General features: G+C 45.1%; 13 protein-coding genes. 2 read left to right on the top strand and 11 right to left on the bottom strand.

The genetic code is table 11. From position 1 onward, the window contains the following. Positions 1 to 54: 54 nt before the first annotated feature. Together ACQCT5_RS13875 and ACQCT5_RS13870 are read right to left on the bottom strand one after the other, a co-directional pair. Positions 55 to 930, bottom strand: a complete 876-nt coding sequence (locus ACQCT5_RS13875) for a YicC/YloC family endoribonuclease (RefSeq protein ID WP_499642637.1) — start codon at positions 928 to 930, stop codon at positions 55 to 57. A 203-nt stretch (positions 931 to 1133) separates the two neighbouring features. Next, a complete protein-coding gene (locus ACQCT5_RS13870) occupies positions 1134 to 3821 on the bottom strand; it encodes a cation-translocating P-type ATPase (protein WP_499642607.1) in 2688 nt (895 codons plus the stop codon). 159 nt (positions 3822 to 3980) lie between these two features. Here ACQCT5_RS13870 and ACQCT5_RS13865 point away from each other — a divergent pair, with 159 nt between their 5' ends. Further along, on the top strand, positions 3981 to 5690 hold the full coding sequence (locus tag ACQCT5_RS13865; protein WP_499642606.1) for an Rqc2 family fibronectin-binding protein: 1710 nt from the start codon (positions 3981 to 3983) through the stop codon (positions 5688 to 5690). 366 nt (positions 5691 to 6056) lie between these two features. Then, positions 6057 to 6806: a SurA N-terminal domain-containing protein gene (locus ACQCT5_RS13860; protein ID WP_499642605.1), complete on the top strand. Its 750-nt coding sequence runs from the start codon at positions 6057 to 6059 to the stop codon at positions 6804 to 6806. Between the two features lie 371 nt (positions 6807 to 7177). Here ACQCT5_RS13860 and pyrE read toward each other — a convergent pair whose 3' ends face one another. The 9 genes from pyrE to ACQCT5_RS13815 form a co-directional block, all read right to left on the bottom strand. Beyond that, the gene (pyrE, locus tag ACQCT5_RS13855) at positions 7178 to 7810 is read right to left on the bottom strand and encodes an orotate phosphoribosyltransferase (protein ID WP_499642604.1); all 633 of its coding nucleotides are present in this window, start codon (positions 7808 to 7810) and stop codon (positions 7178 to 7180) included. After that, positions 7807 to 8523 (bottom strand): orotidine-5'-phosphate decarboxylase, encoded by a 717-nt coding sequence (pyrF, locus tag ACQCT5_RS13850; protein WP_499642603.1) that lies wholly within the window; start codon positions 8521 to 8523, stop codon positions 7807 to 7809. The genes pyrE and pyrF overlap by 4 nt, the downstream gene beginning before the upstream one ends. Next, positions 8495 to 9436, bottom strand: coding sequence for a dihydroorotate dehydrogenase (locus ACQCT5_RS13845; protein ID WP_499642602.1), 942 nt, complete (start codon positions 9434 to 9436; stop codon positions 8495 to 8497). The genes pyrF and ACQCT5_RS13845 overlap by 29 nt, the downstream gene beginning before the upstream one ends. Next, positions 9433 to 10209, bottom strand: a complete 777-nt coding sequence (locus ACQCT5_RS13840) for a dihydroorotate dehydrogenase electron transfer subunit (protein WP_499642601.1) — start codon at positions 10207 to 10209, stop codon at positions 9433 to 9435. The genes ACQCT5_RS13845 and ACQCT5_RS13840 overlap by 4 nt, the downstream gene beginning before the upstream one ends. Continuing rightward, positions 10209 to 13424 (bottom strand): carbamoyl-phosphate synthase large subunit, encoded by a 3216-nt coding sequence (gene carB / locus ACQCT5_RS13835; RefSeq protein WP_499642600.1) that lies wholly within the window; start codon positions 13422 to 13424, stop codon positions 10209 to 10211. The genes ACQCT5_RS13840 and carB overlap by 1 nt, the downstream gene beginning before the upstream one ends. Continuing rightward, positions 13409 to 14506: a carbamoyl phosphate synthase small subunit gene (locus ACQCT5_RS13830; RefSeq protein WP_499642599.1), complete on the bottom strand. Its 1098-nt coding sequence runs from the start codon at positions 14504 to 14506 to the stop codon at positions 13409 to 13411. Before ACQCT5_RS13830 ends, carB begins: the two co-directional genes overlap by 16 nt. Continuing rightward, on the bottom strand, positions 14503 to 15792 hold the full coding sequence (gene pyrC, locus ACQCT5_RS13825) for a dihydroorotase (protein ID WP_499642598.1): 1290 nt from the start codon (positions 15790 to 15792) through the stop codon (positions 14503 to 14505). The genes ACQCT5_RS13830 and pyrC overlap by 4 nt, the downstream gene beginning before the upstream one ends. After that, on the bottom strand, positions 15758 to 16684 hold the full coding sequence (locus ACQCT5_RS13820) for an aspartate carbamoyltransferase catalytic subunit (protein WP_499642597.1): 927 nt from the start codon (positions 16682 to 16684) through the stop codon (positions 15758 to 15760). Before ACQCT5_RS13820 ends, pyrC begins: the two co-directional genes overlap by 35 nt. Positions 16685 to 16844: 160 nt before the next feature. Further along, a complete protein-coding gene (locus ACQCT5_RS13815) occupies positions 16845 to 18152 on the bottom strand; it encodes a solute carrier family 23 protein (RefSeq protein ID WP_499642596.1) in 1308 nt (435 codons plus the stop codon). Positions 18153 to 18254: the final 102 nt, after the last annotated feature.

The raw sequence follows: 18254 nt of genomic DNA, 5'->3' as shown, positions 1-18254 counted from the left end.
CACCTCTAGTTACCAACTATATTCTAACCCCTTTAAGAGGTTAGTAATCAAAGATTATTCGATGTTTTGCACTTGCTCTTTGATTTTCTCGATGCAAGCTTTCATTTCCACCACAAGATTCGCTATTTTGGCATCATTCGCCTTTGAACCGATGGTGTTGACTTCCCGGTTCAATTCCTGCACAAGGAAATCCAGTTTTCTGCCGATGGCTTCTCCACTCTGCAGAGAGAGCGTGAATTGCGCAAGATGACTATGAATCCGTTTTAGTTCTTCATTGATGTCCACCTTATCCGAGAAAATAGCAGCCTCTGTGACAAGTCTCTGTTCATCAATTACCGATCCCACATATTCTTTCAATCTTTTCTCCAGGCGTTGTCGATAGGCTTCTACTACCATAGGGGCATATGAATGAAGTTCAATCGCGGTTTTTTCGATATGGGAAACATGTTCGATGATGTCTTTTTGCAGTTGCTCCCCTTCAATGGAACGCATTGTTACCAATTGCTTGGTTGCCTTATGTACATTTTCTAACAGTGAGTCTTCCAATTCATGGTGGATCGTTTCTTCTTCCGTAACAGAAAACACATTCTCTAATTGTAGTATATCACTTATTTGTATGGAACTAGAAATTTGATATGTATCTTTCACCTGCTGCAGGGATTGCATATATCCCGATAGCAGAGACCAATCTACATTCACTTGCTTTTCGGCAAGCCCTTGTCCTTCTATTGTAATAAAGACTTCCACTCTTCCCCGCAGGATGGTGGAGGCAATCACGCGTTTAATCTTATCCTCAAGCGAAAGAAACTGCTTAGGCATCCTTATATTAATTTCACAAAAACGATGATTCACCGATTTCATCTCCACCAGGATCCGATAGGTTTCAGCATTCGTTTCTGCCCGACCAAAACCTGTCATACTCTTTACCATCATACTCACGTCCGTTCCCTAAGTATAGAATGGCTCTTTTCAAGTACTCCATTTAAATGAAATAAGAGCCTCGTAGTGGCTTGTTTCGATGCTAAGCAAACACTATATTAGCATTGTTTCACCTTTTTTAAAAGAAGATATTTCATTACAATATAAAACCAAACGAAAAGGTAATAGAGTTTACCTCTACTACCTTTTTTATACTATACCATATTTTTCTTCGTTTTTCCTGTGAAAAGCGTTCCCACCAGTAAAAAAGTTGGAAGCGAGGCCAAGCCCATAATTAACAGCCATTCCTCCGGTGCAAGAGAAACTGTATGGAAAATTGTTTGCAACGGCGGGTAGTAGATGACAATGAGCATCAGGATGACACTTGAAATGACAGCTCCTACCAAGTATAGGTTCTGGAACGGATTACGATGAAAAATGGACCGCTCACTTCTACAGTCGAATACATGTATCAGCTGGGCCATAACCAAGGTTGCAAAAGCCACCGTCTGGGCATAAATCAGCTCGTCTGGATGCTGCCTATATACGATGATGAAGGCAATCAAGGTCACGAGTCCTATCAGGAAGCCCCTGCTGATGATTTTCCACCAAAGTCCTCTAGCAAAAACTCCCTCTTTCGGATGCCTTGGCCTGCGCTTCATGACATTGCTTTCCGCCTGATCCAATCCAAGTGCCATGGCAGGCAGTCCATCTGTAACCAGATTCACCCATAGAATCTGGATTGGTACGAGCGGCAATGGCAAGGCAAGCAGCATGGCAAAAAGCATCACCAGGATTTCACCGACATTGGAGGCAAGCAGGTATCTGATGAACTTTCTGATATTTTCATAGATGTTTCTTCCCTCTTTGATGGCAGATTTAATGGTTGCGAAGTTGTCATCCAATAATACAAGAGATGAAGCCTCTTTTGCCACGTCAGTCCCTGTTATACCCATGGCAATACCTATATCGGAAGCTTTGATGGCTGGGGCATCATTGACTCCATCCCCTGTCATGGCGACGATATGCCCTTTTTTCTGCAACGCTTTTACAATGGAAAGCTTGGCTTTAGGAGACACCCTTGCGAACACATAAACATCATCCACCATTTCCTCGAGCTCTTCCTGTGTCATCTTCTGAAGCTCTTTCCCCTCAAGAACCTTTCCGCCCATCGGAAGTATGCCGATGTCTGCTGCAATCGCTTTGGCCGTTACAATGTGATCGCCGGTTATCATGACTGTTTTGATGCCTGCTTCCTTGCATTCTTTGACAGCTTGTTTCACTTCCGGTCGAGGCGGATCGATCATTCCTTGTATTCCTATCAGTGTCAACTCTTTTTCCACATCTTTTTCTGTCATGTTATGGTGATAGTGATTTAGCGGTTTAAAGGCAACTGCTATGTTTCTGAGTGCTTGTGATGCCAGCACATGGACTGTATCCTTTACAATGGATTCATATTTGGCTGTAAATAGTTGCTTTTTGCCCTCCCATAGAATAAATTCACTGACCCCACTGATGACGTCAGGTGCACCCTTTGTGATCAGGAACAACTTCCCCTGTTTATCTTCCACTACCATACTCATCATTTTTCTTTCGGAATCGAATGGGTATTCCTTTACAATTGCGAATTCATTCAGTAGACCTTCCTTTGTATAGCCGGCTTTCATTGCCGCAACTGCCAGGGCTCCTTCTGTCGGGTCCCCATCCAGGACAAATTGATTATTCTTTTCGAGAATATTGGCATGGTTACAGATCAGCCCGAATGTCAAAAGCTGCTGCAGGGATTTGTTCTGGGTGGGATCCTTGGCATCATTTGCAATGAACTCACCTGCAGGATCATATCCGTTTCCGGTAACAGTCCAGGTTTTTCCCCCTGACCAGGCATGCGTCACCGTCATCTTGTTTTGCGTCAATGTTCCTGTCTTATCTGAACAAATGACCGAAGCGCATCCAAGGGTTTCGACTGCTGGAAGTTTCCTGACGATGGATTTCTGCTTGATCATCCGCTGTACACCGAGCGAAAGTGCCACTGTTACGATTGCAGGAAGCCCTTCCGGTATAGCTGCAACCGCCAATGATACTCCGGCAAGGAACATCTCGTACATATCATGTCCCTGGATCACCCCAAGGATTACCACAAGCAATGTAAGGAATAGGGCAACGATAATGAGGATTTTCCCAAGCTGCTCAAGTTTCCGTTGAAGCGGAGTGATTGTTGTTTCTGCAGATTGAAGTAGATCGGCAATTTGCCCCATTGCCGTATTCATTCCTGTTGCAACGACAATCCCCACGCCTGAACCCCTTGTGACAAGCGTACCCATAAAAGCCATATTCTCCTGATCTCCGATAGAAATATCGCCGCCTTGTACTGGTGTGTCCCTTTTCACAGCAGGTACAGACTCACCAGTCAAAGCAGATTCCTCTATTTCCAAAGAACTCGCCTGAACGATTCTCATGTCTGCGCCTATACGGTCCCCGCTGGAGAATTTAACCACATCACCTGCCACTATTTCGCGGGAGGCAACCTTTCGCCATTCTTTATCCCGCAAAACGGAGACCTGAGGTGCTGAAAGTTCCTTCAGCGCCTGAAGGGATCGCTCCGCCTTACGCTCCTGAAAGAAGCCCAAAACCCCGTTGATAATGACAATTGCAATGATGGCAACCGCATCGATATATTCACCAAGCAGACCCGATATTAAAGTGGCGGCCAAAAGGACAACTACCATAAAGTCTTTAAATTGCTCCAAAAATACTAAAAAGGCGTTGGGACGCTCAGCCTCTTGAAGCTCATTCGTCCCAAACTGCAACAGACGATTTTTTGCTTCTGATTCACTTAATCCACTTTTTACATTTGAATTGATTTTTTCTACAACCTCTTCTGTTCTCATCTCATGCCATTTCATCTGTTTCACCTCACAACCTTTGCACAAAATCTATCTAACAAAGCTTATTCAGACTCGTCCAAAAAAATGATATACTTTTTAGGACTTCTGAAGATTGCTTGTATATAATTGATTTAGCTCTCAAGAAATTCGGATTGGTATGGAAGGGAAGTAATATAAATGTCGTTTGATGGTATTTTTACATATGCAATGGTCAGAGAACTGAAGGATAAATTGGAAAGTGGACGGATTACGAAGATTTATCAGCCTTATAAGAATGAACTGGTGCTGACGATACGTTCTGGCAGAAGCAACCATAAGCTGCTGATTTCTGCCCACCCAAGCTACGCTCGCATTCATCTGACAGAAGAAAGCTACGATAACCCAAGTGAACCACCGATGTTCTGCATGCTCCTCCGTAAACATTTAGAGGGTAGCATCATTACAGATATCCACCAAATCGGGATGGACCGAATCATTGTTTTAGATGTGAAGGCCCGGAATGAAATCGGCGATGTTTCATACAAACAGGTAATTGTGGAGATCATGGGACGACATTCCAATATCATTTTCATAGATAAGGAACGGGGAATGATCCTAGACAGCATCAAGCATGTCTCCATGTCACAGAACAGGCACCGTAGCCTTTCACCAGGACAGCCTTATGTACTGCCGCCAGAGCAGAATAAAATTCATCCTTTTGAAGCAACAGAGGATTTGGTTCAGAGGAAGATTGACTATATCGCAGGAAAGCTCGATAAGCAGCTCGTCAATACCTTTGCCGGCATCTCTCCCCTTTTCGCGAAAGAGGCGGTTTACAGGGCCGGTCTTGCAAACAGGCAGACGCTCCCACCAAGCTTTGTCAGTCTCATTGAAGATGTCAAGTCTGGTTCCCTTGAGCCGCAGATCATAACGGCTGATAGCAAGGAGATATTCTACCTCCTTCCTTTGACACATCTTAGAGGAGAAAAGAAAACGTTCTCCACGTTAAGTGAACTGCTGGACCGCTTTTATTTTGGGAAAGCTTCAAGAGACAGAGTCAAACAGCAGGCAAATGACCTGGAAAGATTCATTTCCAATGAAATCGAGAAAAACAAAAAGAAAATCATCAAACTTGAAAATACATTGGTCGATGCTAAAAATGCGGAAGTGTTCCAATTGTATGGCGAGCTGCTGACAGCAAACCTCTATCAGATAGCCCGTGGTGACAAAGAGGTGGAAGTGCTTAACTACTATAGTGAAGACGCGGAGAAAATAACCATTCCTTTGGACCCGCAGCGCAGCCCTTCGGGGAATTCACAAAGGTACTTCCAGAAATATCAAAAAGCAAAAAATTCCTTGGCTATTGTCGAGGAGCAGATTTCAAAAGCTGAAGAGGAAATCAACTATTTCAGTTTGATTCTTCAGCAGGTGGAAACAGCCTCCCCTAAAGACATACAGGAAATTCGTGAAGAGTTGGCCGAAGAAGGCTATATGAAAATGAAGCAAAAACGGAATCAAAAGAAGCTAAAGCCTCAAAAACCGGTTTTGGAAGTTTATCAATCAACAGATGGCACCGAGATTCTGGTCGGTAAAAACAACAAGCAAAACGACTTTTTGACAAATAAGATAGCAAGACGCGATGATGTGTGGCTCCATACAAAGGATATTCCAGGTTCACATGTCGTAATCCGCAGTACCGAGCCGACGGAAGAAACCATCACAGAGGCTGCAACCATAGCAGCCTACTTCAGCAAAGCCCGCCATTCCGGCTCCGTACCTGTAGACTTTACAAAAGTCAGAAACGTCAAAAAACCATCAGGCGCAAAACCCGGCTTTGTCATCTACGAACAGCAACAAACCATCTACGTCACACCTAACGAAGAAATGATCATTGCGTTGAAAAAGTAAGTAACATATGGATACTGTTTAAAAAAGTTCTATTCTTAAGCATTACAAAAGAAAACTATCGAATTTAGGAATCTAGCTGTTGATTGGAGCAATAGGCGAAGACTCCTGTGGGAGGCAGCGGTAGGCTTGAGACCCCACAGGGCAAACCCCGAGGAGGCTCAAGCACCGCCCCTTGGGTCGCTGCGCCTAGTGCGGAAATCAACAGCGGTCTTTAATCAGAAGCATAAAATCCCCCAATACAAATTAAGATATAACATTCAACCTTTTCATGAAAATTAAGAAGAATAAGGGATATCATTTGCTTCCTTATAAAAACCATGTTTAAATGGAAAAATAGTTTTTAATGTTTCTAATGGAGGTTTCAACATGAAAAATAAACTTACAATCTTGTTCATCACTCTATTGTCCACTCTCCTTCTGGCAGCTTGTGGCGGAAATGATGACAAAGCAGCTGACAAGGATGCAAAGAAAAATGAAGAGGAACCAACTGAACAGGCTCAGGCTGAAGAAGTCGACCCCAAGAAAGTCGTAGTGAAAGTAAATGGCGAAGAAATCAAAGGTGAAGAATATAACACAATGATGCAGCAGACTTCCATGATGATGATGCAATTTGGACAAGGTACTGATCCTGAAGCGATTAAAGAGCAGACTTTAAACTCTTTAATCGAACAAAAGCTATTATCACAGGAAGTAGCAAACAAAGGCTACAAGGCTTCTGAACAGGAAGTGGAAGACTACCTGGCAGAAATCAAAGCAAGCTATGAAAGTGAAGAGAAATTTGAAGAGGCTCTAGAAAGCAGCCCTCTTACAATGGATACACTTAAAAAGCAGATTGCAGATGAACTGGCTTTAGAAAAATATCTGGAAAAGGAAGTCGGCAAAACGGAAGTGACCGATGAGCAGATCCAAGAATATTATGATCAAGCCAAAGCACAAAACGATGCACAATTAAAAGAACTGTCCGAAGAGGAAAAGAAACAGCAGCAGCCATTCCCAGAGCTTGCTGATGTGAAAGAAGATATCAAAGGTCAATTGGAACAGCAGGAAACTTCCCAAAAGCTTCAGGCTATTGTAGAAGACCTGAAGAAAAAAGGCGATATCGAAAAATTGATCTAAACTCAATATACGAAAAGAGGCTGGGACAAAAGTGTTTTAGTCCTAATAAAACCCGAACTAATTTGAATTTTAAAATCAAATTAGTTCGGGTCTTTTTTTGAAGTATTCGATTAGTTTTAGGTTACACCAGCGGTTGATTGGAGTGCAAGACGAAGACTCCTGCGGGAGAAGTGGCCAAAGTGAGACCCCGCAGGCGAAGCCGAGGAGGCTCACGGGTCACCCGCGGAAAGCGAGTCTTGCACGGAAATCAATAGCGGTATTTAGAGCCGGTACCTATATTGTTCGTCTTTTATTAGCAATTTCTAGTTATGTCCCAGCCTCTATTTAAATGTTCACTTTTCCAGTTGCAAACTTACGGAATGAACCTTAGATTAAAACCTCATCCACGTCTCACTCGTCGGATTCTCGAGCCATTTCCCGAGCTTCAATCGGTCTGACTCCTGCAGATAGCCTTTATCAATTGCGACATCCATCAATGTCTGATAATCACAGATGGCGTCCGCTTGAATCTGATGGGTAGTCAGATTATCCTTTGCCACTTCCAATCCATATGTAAAGATTGCCACAACCCCCAGCACCACACAGCCGGCCTCCCGCAGCGCTTCTACCGCATTGATGGAACTGCCTCCAGTGGATATGAGATCCTCTACTACAACCACCTTCTGACCTTCCTGCACCCTGCCTTCAATCTGCTTTCCTTTTCCATGCTCCTTCGGCTTGCTTCTGACATAGCACATCGGAAGGTTCAGCTTTTCGCTCACAAAGGCTGCATGAGGAATACCTGCTGTAGCGGTCCCTGCAATCACATCCGCTTCAGGATACCTTGTCTTTACAAGTTCCGCTAGAGATGTCGCAATATTATTTCTCACATCAGGATAGGAAATAGTTAAACGGTTATCACAATAGATGGGTGATTTAATTCCGGATGACCATGTGAATGGATCACTTGGCTGGAAAAAAACCGCTTTTATTCTTAGAAGATCCTCTGCTACTGTTGTATTCATATTGTCTCCACTCCTTGCCATTGTTGTAGAATCTTTTGATATGCCTGTTTCGGATCTGCTGCTCTTGTGATGCTTCTTCCAACTACTATTTCTGTGGCCCCTAACTTACCTGCGTCCTTTGGTGTCACGATTCTGCTTTGGTCAGCTTTATCATCCTCTTTCATGCGGATGCCAGGGGTTACTTTCTTGAAGGTGCTTCCAAGCTTCTGTGTTAATAGAGGAGCTTCGAGTGAGGAACAAACCACACCATCCAAACCGCTCTCCTTCGCGTTTGTTGCATAATGTAGCACAACATCATTAAGAGGCCGCTCTACCAGGAGTTCCTCTCTCATTCTTGCCTCGGATGTACTGGTCAGCTGCGTCACAGCGATTAGTGCCGGCCTACCATCTGAACCGCAACCTTCTTCTAGACCTTCCATTGCTGCACGCATCATTTCTTTTCCGCCGGCTGCATGCACATTTGTCATCGTTACACCTAGCTTCGCCAATCCACGCATAGCATGATGGACGGTATGTGGAATATCATGAAGCTTCAAATCCAGGAATATGTCATGGCCATGATCCTGTAGAAACCTGATGATTTCAGGTCCCTCCTGATAGAATAACTCCATCCCCACTTTGACGTATAACTGTTCACCTTTGAAATTGGCAAGGAACGTGGATACCTCTTCCCTGTTCGGAAAATCAAGCGCGACTATAAGCGATTTTCGCATGCTGATTCCAGCTCCTTCCGGTACACTCAGAGATATGTTCAAAACCAAGTTCATGCAGTTTATATGGCAGTTCCTCGATAATTGTAGGGCAAATGAACGGGTCCACGAAATTTGCAGTTCCCACTGCTACCGCACTCGCGCCTGCGAAAAAGTATTCCAGGACATCCTCAGCAGTCTGTACGCCTCCCATTCCGATTATCGGAATCGTCACCTTTTGACTCACTTCATGTATCATACGAATGGCAACTGGTTTGATGGCCGGTCCTGATAATCCACCTGAGCCGTTTGCTAAAATGGGCCGTCCCGTCTTCAGGTCGATGCGCATCCCAAGGAGCGTGTTAATCATCGTCAAGCCGTCCGCTCCAGCTTTCTCAATTGCCATAGCAATATCCACTATATTGGAGACATTTGGTGACAATTTGACATACACCGGCACATCAGAAACCTCTTTAACAGCCTTCGTCACTTCAAATGCGACTGCAGGATCTGTTCCAAATGCAATTCCGCCCGTCTTTACATTCGGACACGAGATGTTCAGCTCCAGGGCATGGACATTCGGAGCCTTCGAGATCTCATTGGCAACCCATACATAGTCTTCAATCTTAGAACCTGCTACATTCGCAATAACTGGGACGTCATAGTTTGCCAGAAATGGCAGCTCCTCTGATAGAACCTTCTCCAATCCCGGGTTTTGCAGACCGATTGCATTCAGCATTCCAGCATTGGTTTCTGCCACCCTTGGAGTGGGATTTCCAAACCTTGGTTCAAGCGTCGTGGCTTTGATCATGATTGCTCCTAAAAGGTTTAGGTCATATAGCTTTGCATATTCTCTACCAAAACCAAAACAGCCTGATGCTGGCATGATCGGATTTTTTAAGTCCAGTCCTGGCAATTTGACATTCAGACAACTCATAATACAACCTCCCTTGCACGGAATACCGGTCCATCTGTACATACTTTTTTATAGGAATATCCATCCGGATCATTCTGGAGGTGACAGACGCAGGCGAAGCAGGCACCTATTCCGCAACCCATCCGTTCTTCCAAGGATAGATACACATTTCCCTCAGGATAGAGATTTTCCAGAGCTTTCAACATAGGAGTCGGTCCACATGAATACAGAGTGTGAAAGCTAGGCGTGATTTCATCCAGAACGTTTGTGACAAAGCCCTGTGTTCCGTAAGATCCATCTACCGTAGCGATATAGGTGTCCCCGAAATATGCGAAGTCATTTTTATAAAAAACATCTTCCTTCGACTGAAATCCAAGGACATGTGTCGTTCGAACCCCATTCCGGTTTAACTGCTTTGTCAGTTCAAGGAGTGGGGGCACCCCGATGCCTCCACCGACAATCAGGGCATGGTCCCCTCTTTGCAATTCATGCAGCGGAAATCCGTTACCGAGTGGCCCTAGCACATCCACAAGATCTCCAGGCAGTTTCTTTGCTAAAAGCATGGTGCCTTTTCCCTCAGCCCGATAGGTAATTTTACATTGTCGCTTAACATCATCGATGCAGGCGATGCTGATCGGTCTTCTAAGAAGTGGATCAAGCCCTTCACCTACACGGATATGAACGAACTGTCCAGGAGAACTCATCAAATCGACGAGCTCCCCTTCGAGTGTCATTTCGTAAATATTACGTGCAATGTTCTTTTGAGAGATTACTTTCATCCATGCTTTTTTCATTAGCTGTACACCGCCTCATTTTCTTTGCTTTCCAAAGCCTCAATGGATTCAATCGAGAAGGTCATAGATTCCAATACTCTCAAGATAGCCTTAGCCGTATCCAGGGAGGTCAAGCATGGAATGCCATTTTCTACTGATTCCCTGCGAATTCTGAATCCGTCACGTGCAGGCTGTTTCCCTTTCGTCAGCGTGTTGATGACAAATTGTGCCTGGCCTTTTCGGATAACATCGATCAGATTCGGTGATTCGCCACCAATTTTATTTACTACCGTGACCGGGATGTTCTCTTCACCGAAAAATCCTGCTGTACCGGCTGTGGCCAAGATTTTATAACCGATTCGATGGAATCTTTTTGCAAGCTGCAATGCTTCCTCTTTATCTTTATCAGCAATGGTGAAAAGCACGGAACCGTAAGTTTTTATGGATATTCCTGATGCGACAAGTCCTTTATATAGCGCTTTTTCCAGAGTGATATCTTTTCCCATCACTTCCCCGGTGGACTTCATTTCAGGTCCAAGGGTGATATCGACATTTCTTAGTTTAGCAAAAGAGAAGACAGGGACTTTTACAAATACGCCTTTCGTTTCTGGTTGCAGTCCGGAGCCATAGCCTTGCGTTGCCAAGCTTTCACCAAGTATGATCTTGGTTGCCACCTTCGCCATCGGTACATGCGTGATTTTGCTTAAGAAAGGCACAGTACGGCTTGATCTAGGATTCACTTCGATTACATATACTTCGTTCTTGTAGATGACAAATTGAATGTTCAGCAATCCGATAATGTTTAAGCCTTTTGCCAATCTGGTTGTATAGTCGATAATCTGTTGCTTGATATCTTGGCTCAGTGTCTGCGGCGGATAGACGGCGATGGAGTCTCCAGAGTGAACACCTGCCCGCTCAATATGCTCCATGATGCCTGGGATGAACACATCCTTTCCATCCGAAATCGCATCTACCTCTATTTCTTTTCCAATCATGTATTTATCAATCAGTACCGGGTGTTCCGGATTGATTTTCACTGCGTTCTTCATATAATGAAGTAGCTCTTCAGATTTGTAGACAATCTCCATTGCACGGCCACCAAGCACATAGGATGGGCGAACAAGGACCGGATAGCCTATCGATTCCGCAATTTCAATCGCCTCTGGAATCGAGATGGCCGTTTTGCCCTTTGGCTGCGGGATGCCAAGGTTTGTTAAGGTTTGTTCAAACTTATCGCGGTTCTCTGCCCGGTCCAGATCCTCCAGAGTGGTACCAAGGATTTTCACACCTCTTGCTTCAAGTTCCGCTGCAAGGTTGATCGCTGTCTGACCTCCAAACTGTACGACTACTCCTTTTGGTTTTTCAAGATTGATAATATTCATGACATCTTCAATCGTCAGAGGTTCAAAATAAAGTTTGTCAGAGATACTGAAATCCGTTGAGACTGTTTCCGGGTTGTTGTTGATGATGATCGCCTCATATCCCGCCTCTTTGATTGCCCATACGGAATGGACCGTTGCGTAGTCAAACTCGATACCCTGTCCGATCCTGATCGGGCCTGACCCAAGCACCACAATGCTTTCTTTTTCAGTTACAATCGATTCGTTTTCGTCTTCATATGTCCCGTAATAGTATGGCGTACCCGATTCAAACTCCGCAGCGCATGTATCGACCATTTTATAGACTGGTGCGATCTCTTCCTGCAGGCGAAGCTCGTATATGTCCCTCTCGCTTGTGGCCCATAGCTTTGCAATGGTCTCATCACTGAAGCCCATTTGCTTTGCTTCAATCAGAGTGGAGAGACATCCTTTGTTACTTGTGATAAACTCTTCCATCGCAAGGATCTTGTGCAATTTCTGCAGGAAGAACAGATCTATTTCACACCATTCATGGATAGTCTGGATGGTAACTCCACGGCGTATTGCTTCTGCAATGTAGAATAGTCTTTCATCCCCTGCTTTCCTGATGCGTTTTTCCACCAGTTCGTCAGAGAACCCTTCGCTTGCTTCAAGCTCCAGGTAACTGATATTCGACTCAAGTGAACGGACCGCCTTTAATATCGATTCTTCAAATGTTCGTCCGATAGCCATCACTTCACCAGTAGCCTTCATTTGTGTACCCAGCCTGCGATTGGCAGATTCAAATTTATCGAAAGGGAATCTTGGAATCTTCGTTACAATATAATCCAATGCCGGCTCAAAGCAAGCATAAGTTTTTCCTGTTACCGGGTTCATCATTTCATCAAGCGTCAGACCCACTGCAATTTTTGCAGCCAGTTTCGCAATCGGGTAACCCGTCGCCTTGGAAGCTAATGCCGATGAGCGGCTTACCCTTGGATTTACTTCAATGATGTAGTAGTTGAAGCTATGAGGGTCTAGTGCCAGCTGAACGTTGCAGCCACCTTCAATTTCCAGGGCACGGATTATTTTCAAGGACACATTGCGCAAGAGCTGATATTCTCTGTCGCTTAAAGTCTGACTCGGTGCCACTACGATCGAATCGCCTGTATGCACGCCAACTGGATCGATGTTTTCCATGTTGCAAACGACAATTGCGTTGTCATTGCAGTCACGCATCACTTCGTACTCGATTTCCTTGAATCCGGCGATGCTTTTCTCTAATAGGCATTGCGTCACCGGACTGTTTTTCAGGCCGCTTGTCACAATTTCATCCAATTCTTCTTTATCGTTGCAGATTCCCCCGCCTGTTCCTCCGAGCGTATAAGCGGGTCTTACGATGACTGGATAACCGACCCTATCCACGAATTGATATGCTTCGTCAAGGTTTGTGATAATGTCACTGTCCGGAACCGGCTCACCGAGTTCATTCATCAATGTGCGGAATAGGTCGCGGTCTTCCGCTTTTTGGATGGCGGAAAGCTTTGTTCCTAGAATTTGGACGTTACACTCCTCCAGAACACCCGCTTCTGCTAGTTCCACTGCCAAGTTTAGACCTGTTTGCCCGCCTAGCGTCGGAAGGAGGGCATCCGGGCGTTCCTTACGGATAATACGGCTGACAAATTCCACTGTCAGGGGCTCCATGTATACTTTATCAGCCATTTCCTGGTCCGTCATGATGGTGGCAGGATTGGAGTTTACGAGTATAACACGGTAGCCTTCTTCTCTTAACGCGATACATGCTTGTGTACCTGCATAGTCAAATTCTGCAGCTTGGCCGATAACGATTGGGCCCGAGCCGATTACTAGGATGGTTTGAATGTCTAGACGTTTTGGCATGCTAGTTCCCCCTTCTTCGCTTCTTTGATGAGTTCCATGAATTGATCGAACAGATAATTGGCATCCTCTGGACCAGGGCTTGCCTCCGGATGATATTGTACAGTGAATACTGGATAGTCTTTATGCTTCACACCTTCCACGGTGCCATCGTTTAATGCTAAATGAGTCACTTCTAGTCGCGTATTGGCAATTGACTCTTCAGTTACTGTGTAACCATGGTTCTGGGAGGTGAGTGCAACCTTGCCTGTACGAAGATCCTTGACAGGATGGTTCGATCCTCTGTGGCCGAATTTCATTTTTTCTGTGTCTGCACCGCTTGCCAGAGCAAACAACTGGTGACCGAGGCATATCCCGAAGACCGGAACCTTGCCGAACAGCCCTTGAATCATGGTGATTGCTTCTGGAACATCCTTTGGATCTCCAGGTCCGTTTGACAGCATCACGCCATCCGGGCTCAGCCTCATGATTTCTTCCGCTGTAATATTGTAAGGAACCACTACTACATCACAACCCCTTTTGTTCAGTTCGCGCAGTATTCCATGCTTCATACCGAAGTCTACTAGCACGACCCTGTAGCCGCGTCCTGGACTTGGGTATGCTGTTTTTGTGGAAACCTGCTCCACCTGATTGGTTGCAAGCGTAGTCGCTCGAAGCTTTTCGATCATTTCATCCCTGTCCACGTCCAGTCCGCATAGCGCACCTTTCAGTGTTCCGTATTGGCGGATGATTCGTGTCAACTTTCTTGTATCAATCCCTGCGATACCCGGTATATCCTTCGCATTGAAAAATTCGTCCAATGTCCATTGGTTACGGAAGTTGGATGGGTAATCGCTCACCTCTTTTACAATGAAGCCATGGATGGCAGGGTGGATGGATTCAAAATCATCACGATTGATTCCGTAGTTGCCGACCAGCGGATAAGTTAATGTCACAAGCTGTCCGCAATAGGAGGGATCGGATAAGATTTCCTGATAACCTGTCATGCCCGTATTAAAAACCACTTCGCCAATAGAGTCCTTTTTGCTGCCAAATGCCTTTCCTACAAAGAAAGTACCATCTTCTAAGATTAGTTGTCGATTCATACTTGAACACTACCTTTCTGCCAAACTAGTTTTCCATCTACTATTGTCATAACTGGCCATCCTTTGCATTCCCATCCTGCAAAAGGAGTGTTTTTCCCTTTTGAAAGGAAGCTGTCCGGATCGATTGCCGACTTTCTGTTCAGTTCGATAACAGTCAGGTCAGCCGGTGCCCCTGCTTCCAGTTTTCCATACGGAAGCTGGAATACTTCTGCAGGCTTTACTGTCAACCAGTTCAGTAGTTGCTTAAGTGTAAACGTCCCTTTTTCCACAAAATTTGTATACAGTAATGGGAAGGCTGTTTCCAGTCCAACTATGCCAAATGGTGCTTTTTCCATTCCCTCGGCTTTTTCTTCTGATGTATGCGGCGCATGGTCTGTTGCAATGAAATCGATTGTCCCATCAAGCAGACCTTCAATCAGTGCCTCCTGATCCTGTTTTCCTCTTAATGGAGGATTCATTTTGAAGTTGGAATCAAGACCTGGAATATCTTCCTCTGAAAGAAGCAGATGATGAGGACTTACCTCGGCTGTTACTTTGATTCCCGCTTTTTTTGCATCCCGGACCACCCGGACCGATTCTTTTGTGCTGATATGGCACACATGATAGTGGCAGCCTGCTGCTTCGGCAAGGAGAATGTCCCTTGCGATATGCACGGATTCACATACTGATGGAATACCGTTCAATCCATGTTCCTTTGAAAATTTCCCTTCATGTACCGCACCCTTGTTGATCAGTGTGTTTTCTTCACAGTGGGCGACAATCGCCATGTTCAGTGCTGCTGCTCTTTGCATGGCTGCAAGCATTTTGGATGCATCCTGTACTCCCACTCCGTCGTCGGTAAAAGCAAATGCCCCAGATTTTTTCAACTCTTCAAAGTTGGTAAGCTCTTCCCCAAGTTGTCTTGTCGTGATGCAAGCGTATGGAAGCACCCGTACATTTGCAGTTTCTGCGATTCTATTGTTCAGCCATTCCAGCTGCTCTTTCGTATCTGGTGTTGGTCTTGTATTTGGCATTGCGCAGATTGTTGTAAAACCGCCCTTTGCCGCCGCCATCGTTCCGGTTTCAATTGTTTCCTTCTTTTCGCCGCCCGGTTCTCTCAGATGTACATGCACATCAATGAACCCTGCCGAAACCAGGTTACCATCAAGCTCTATCACTTGTTCTGTCCCATTTGCTTCAATATAGGAGGAGATGTTGGATATTCTACCGTTTTGAATCAGGACATCCACCTTTTCCATTTCTCCTTTGGAATTAAGCCATTTCCCATTCTTTAGTAATGTTGTCATGTTTATTTCCTCCTTCTATTTTTGTCAGGGCTCTCTTTAAAACTGCCATTCTCATATACAGACCATTTTCCATCTGCTTGAAGATTCTTGAACGCTCACATTCTACCAGTTCTGTCGCAATTTCCACTCCACGGTTTATTGGAGCCGGATGCATGATGATGCTTGTCGATTTCATTCTCTTTTCTCGCTCTAATGTCAATCCGTATTGCTGGTGATACTCATCCACTACGTTTTCTTTGGCGAGGTGCCTTTCATGCTGAATTCTAAGTAGCATGACGACATCACTTGTTTCAATCGCTTCTTCCATTGTGATGTAGGCCTCATCAGGAAAGCTTTTATCTTTCCATTCCTGAGGTGCGACAAACTTTACTACAGTGCCCAATCTTTCCAGCACCTCCGCATTGGAGCGGGCTACCCGGCTATGGCGGATATCTCCTATGATGCTTACTTTCAATCCATGGAATGTTCCGAATTCCTGATAGATCGTCATCAGGTCAAGCAAGGATTGGGTCGGATGGTGCCCACAGCCATCTCCACCGTTTATGATTACGGCATCAATGGTATGTAATTGTTCAAAATACGCCTCAGACGGATGTCGGATGACAAGTGCATTCACCCCAAGGGACTGCAGGGTCTTGGCGGTATCATACAAGCTTTCCCCCTTATTGACACTTGATGTGCCCACTTCAAAAGGTAGTACTTGTAATCCAAGTTTTCTTTCCGCCACTTCAAAGCTGCATTTTGTCCTGGTACTGGATTCATAGAACAGGTTGGCAACGAAAGTCTGCTTTTCAGGTGTCCACTGCTTACCTTGTTGAAACAAGATCGCATCTTCTATAAGCTCAAAAATCTCTTCATTTCTTAGATCACCCATTGTACGTAAATGTCTCATTCTCCACCCTCCCATTGATAAAAAAAACACCCTGTCCTGGGTCGGAAGGGTGTTTTTGGCATGCGCAAATCTACAAGTGATGGATGCAGATGTACATCCCCTTGTGCCTTTGCTTTTAGCCGTTCACCCTTCTCAGCCTCTCTGGACTTCTTTTAAAAGGTCAAGCTACTTTATTTTGCTTATCATTTGCTTCTTTTACAGCTTTTTGCTCAGGCAGGATCAGGTTTAATGCTACCCCGATGATGGCAGCTAATGCCATGCCTGCAATCTGGAAGTCTTCGATTTTCACAAACGCTCCCCCTACACCGATTACTGTGATGACAGATGAGATGATCAGGTTTCTATTGATGCTGAAATCCACTTTATTATCAATCAGCATACGAAGACCACTTGAAGCGATGATTCCGAAGAGTAGGATGGAAACGCCTCCCATTACAGCGCTCGGAACGGTACTGATCAATGCCGAAATTTTGCCGATAAATCCGAACAGGATGGCGATGACCGCCGCGCCTCCGATAACGAAGACACTGAACACTCTCGTGATTGCAAGTACTCCGATGTTCTCACCGTATGTTGTATTTGGAGGTCCTCCGATCAAGGAAGCAATCATCGTCGCAACCCCATCTCCAAGAATTGACCGGTGCAGGCCAGGCTTCTCTACAAAAGGTCTCCCTACTACTTTGCTTAATACCATCTGGTGTCCAATATGTTCAGATAGGGTCACAATTGCAACCGGCACCATGATGAACAGGATGGAAAGATTGAAGCTTGGTGAATAGCTGACAAAAGGTATCAGGAAGTCTGGTGCTTGAATCCAACTCGCTGCTTTTACAACACTCAAATCAACCAGCCCTGCAAAATATGCGGTGATATATCCCCCGACAATCCCGATCAGAATCGGGATGAGACTGAAAATCCCTCTTAAAAAGATGGTACAGCCAATCGTTATGGCCAAGGTTGTCAAAGCAACCATCAGATGCTTCACACTATAGATCAATTCCGCTTCAGGTGCCCCTGGATTTTCGTACATTGCCATGTCAACTGCCACTCCTGCCAGGCCCAATCCGATAACGATGATGATAGGTCCGACAACTACAGGTGGCAACAACTTCAATATCCATTGATGTCCGAGCTTTTTAATAAGAAGGGCAACGACTCCATATGCAAGTCCAGCCATGAAGCTTCCGATCATCGCTGCACCCGGGCCATGTAACTGCGATACAAGAATTATTGGAGCGATAAAGGCGAATGAGGACCCCAGATATGCCGGGATTTGCCCTTTTGTAATCAATAGATAGGCGAGCGTCCCCAATCCGCTTGACATCAAGGCCACTGCAGGGCTCAACCCTACAAGCATCGGTACTAAAATCGTCGCACCGAACATGGCGAACAGATGCTGCAGGCTCAGAATCAGCCACTTCGGTTTACTTGGAACTTCATGTATGTCTAAAACAGGTTTTTCTCTCATAGGGTAGGACCTCCAATTTTTTTCATAAAAAAACTCTTTGCGCAATCCTTAAGCACAAAGAGGTAGAGAGGTCCCTAAACGCCTGCGTGCAAGCGTGTCTAG

It is taken from the genome of Sutcliffiella halmapala (assembly GCF_050107295.1).
In the GTDB taxonomy this organism is placed as follows: Bacteria; Bacillota; Bacilli; order Bacillales; family Bacillaceae_I; genus Sutcliffiella_A; species Sutcliffiella_A halmapala_A.
Note: the sequence above shows the minus strand (reverse complement) of the source record. Positions and strands in the feature narration are given on the sequence as shown.

Excerpts from the sequence above, each read along its gene's own strand:
- ACQCT5_RS13830 (WP_499642599.1), bottom strand. The coding sequence starts at position 14,506 with ATGAATCGACAACTAATCTTAGAAGATGGTACTTTCTTTGTAGGAAAG.
- pyrC (WP_499642598.1), bottom strand. The coding sequence starts at position 15,792 with ATGACAACATTACTAAAGAATGGGAAATGGCTTAATTCCAAAGGAGAA.
- pyrE (WP_499642604.1), bottom strand. The coding sequence starts at position 7,810 with ATGAATACAACAGTAGCAGAGGATCTTCTAAGAATAAAAGCGGTTTTT.
- ACQCT5_RS13820 (WP_499642597.1), bottom strand. The coding sequence starts at position 16,684 with ATGAGACATTTACGTACAATGGGTGATCTAAGAAATGAAGAGATTTTT.
- ACQCT5_RS13865 (WP_499642606.1), top strand. The coding sequence starts at position 3,981 with ATGTCGTTTGATGGTATTTTTACATATGCAATGGTCAGAGAACTGAAG.
- ACQCT5_RS13875 (WP_499642637.1), bottom strand. The coding sequence starts at position 930 with ATGGTAAAGAGTATGACAGGTTTTGGTCGGGCAGAAACGAATGCTGAA.
- ACQCT5_RS13845 (WP_499642602.1), bottom strand. The coding sequence starts at position 9,436 with ATGAGTTGTCTGAATGTCAAATTGCCAGGACTGGACTTAAAAAATCCG.
- ACQCT5_RS13840 (WP_499642601.1), bottom strand. The coding sequence starts at position 10,209 with ATGAAAAAAGCATGGATGAAAGTAATCTCTCAAAAGAACATTGCACGT.
- ACQCT5_RS13815 (WP_499642596.1), bottom strand. The coding sequence starts at position 18,152 with ATGAGAGAAAAACCTGTTTTAGACATACATGAAGTTCCAAGTAAACCG.
- ACQCT5_RS13870 (WP_499642607.1), bottom strand. The coding sequence starts at position 3,821 with ATGAAATGGCATGAGATGAGAACAGAAGAGGTTGTAGAAAAAATCAAT.
- ACQCT5_RS13860 (WP_499642605.1), top strand. The coding sequence starts at position 6,057 with ATGAAAAATAAACTTACAATCTTGTTCATCACTCTATTGTCCACTCTC.
- pyrF (WP_499642603.1), bottom strand. The coding sequence starts at position 8,523 with ATGCGAAAATCGCTTATAGTCGCGCTTGATTTTCCGAACAGGGAAGAG.
- carB (WP_499642600.1), bottom strand. The coding sequence starts at position 13,424 with ATGCCAAAACGTCTAGACATTCAAACCATCCTAGTAATCGGCTCGGGC.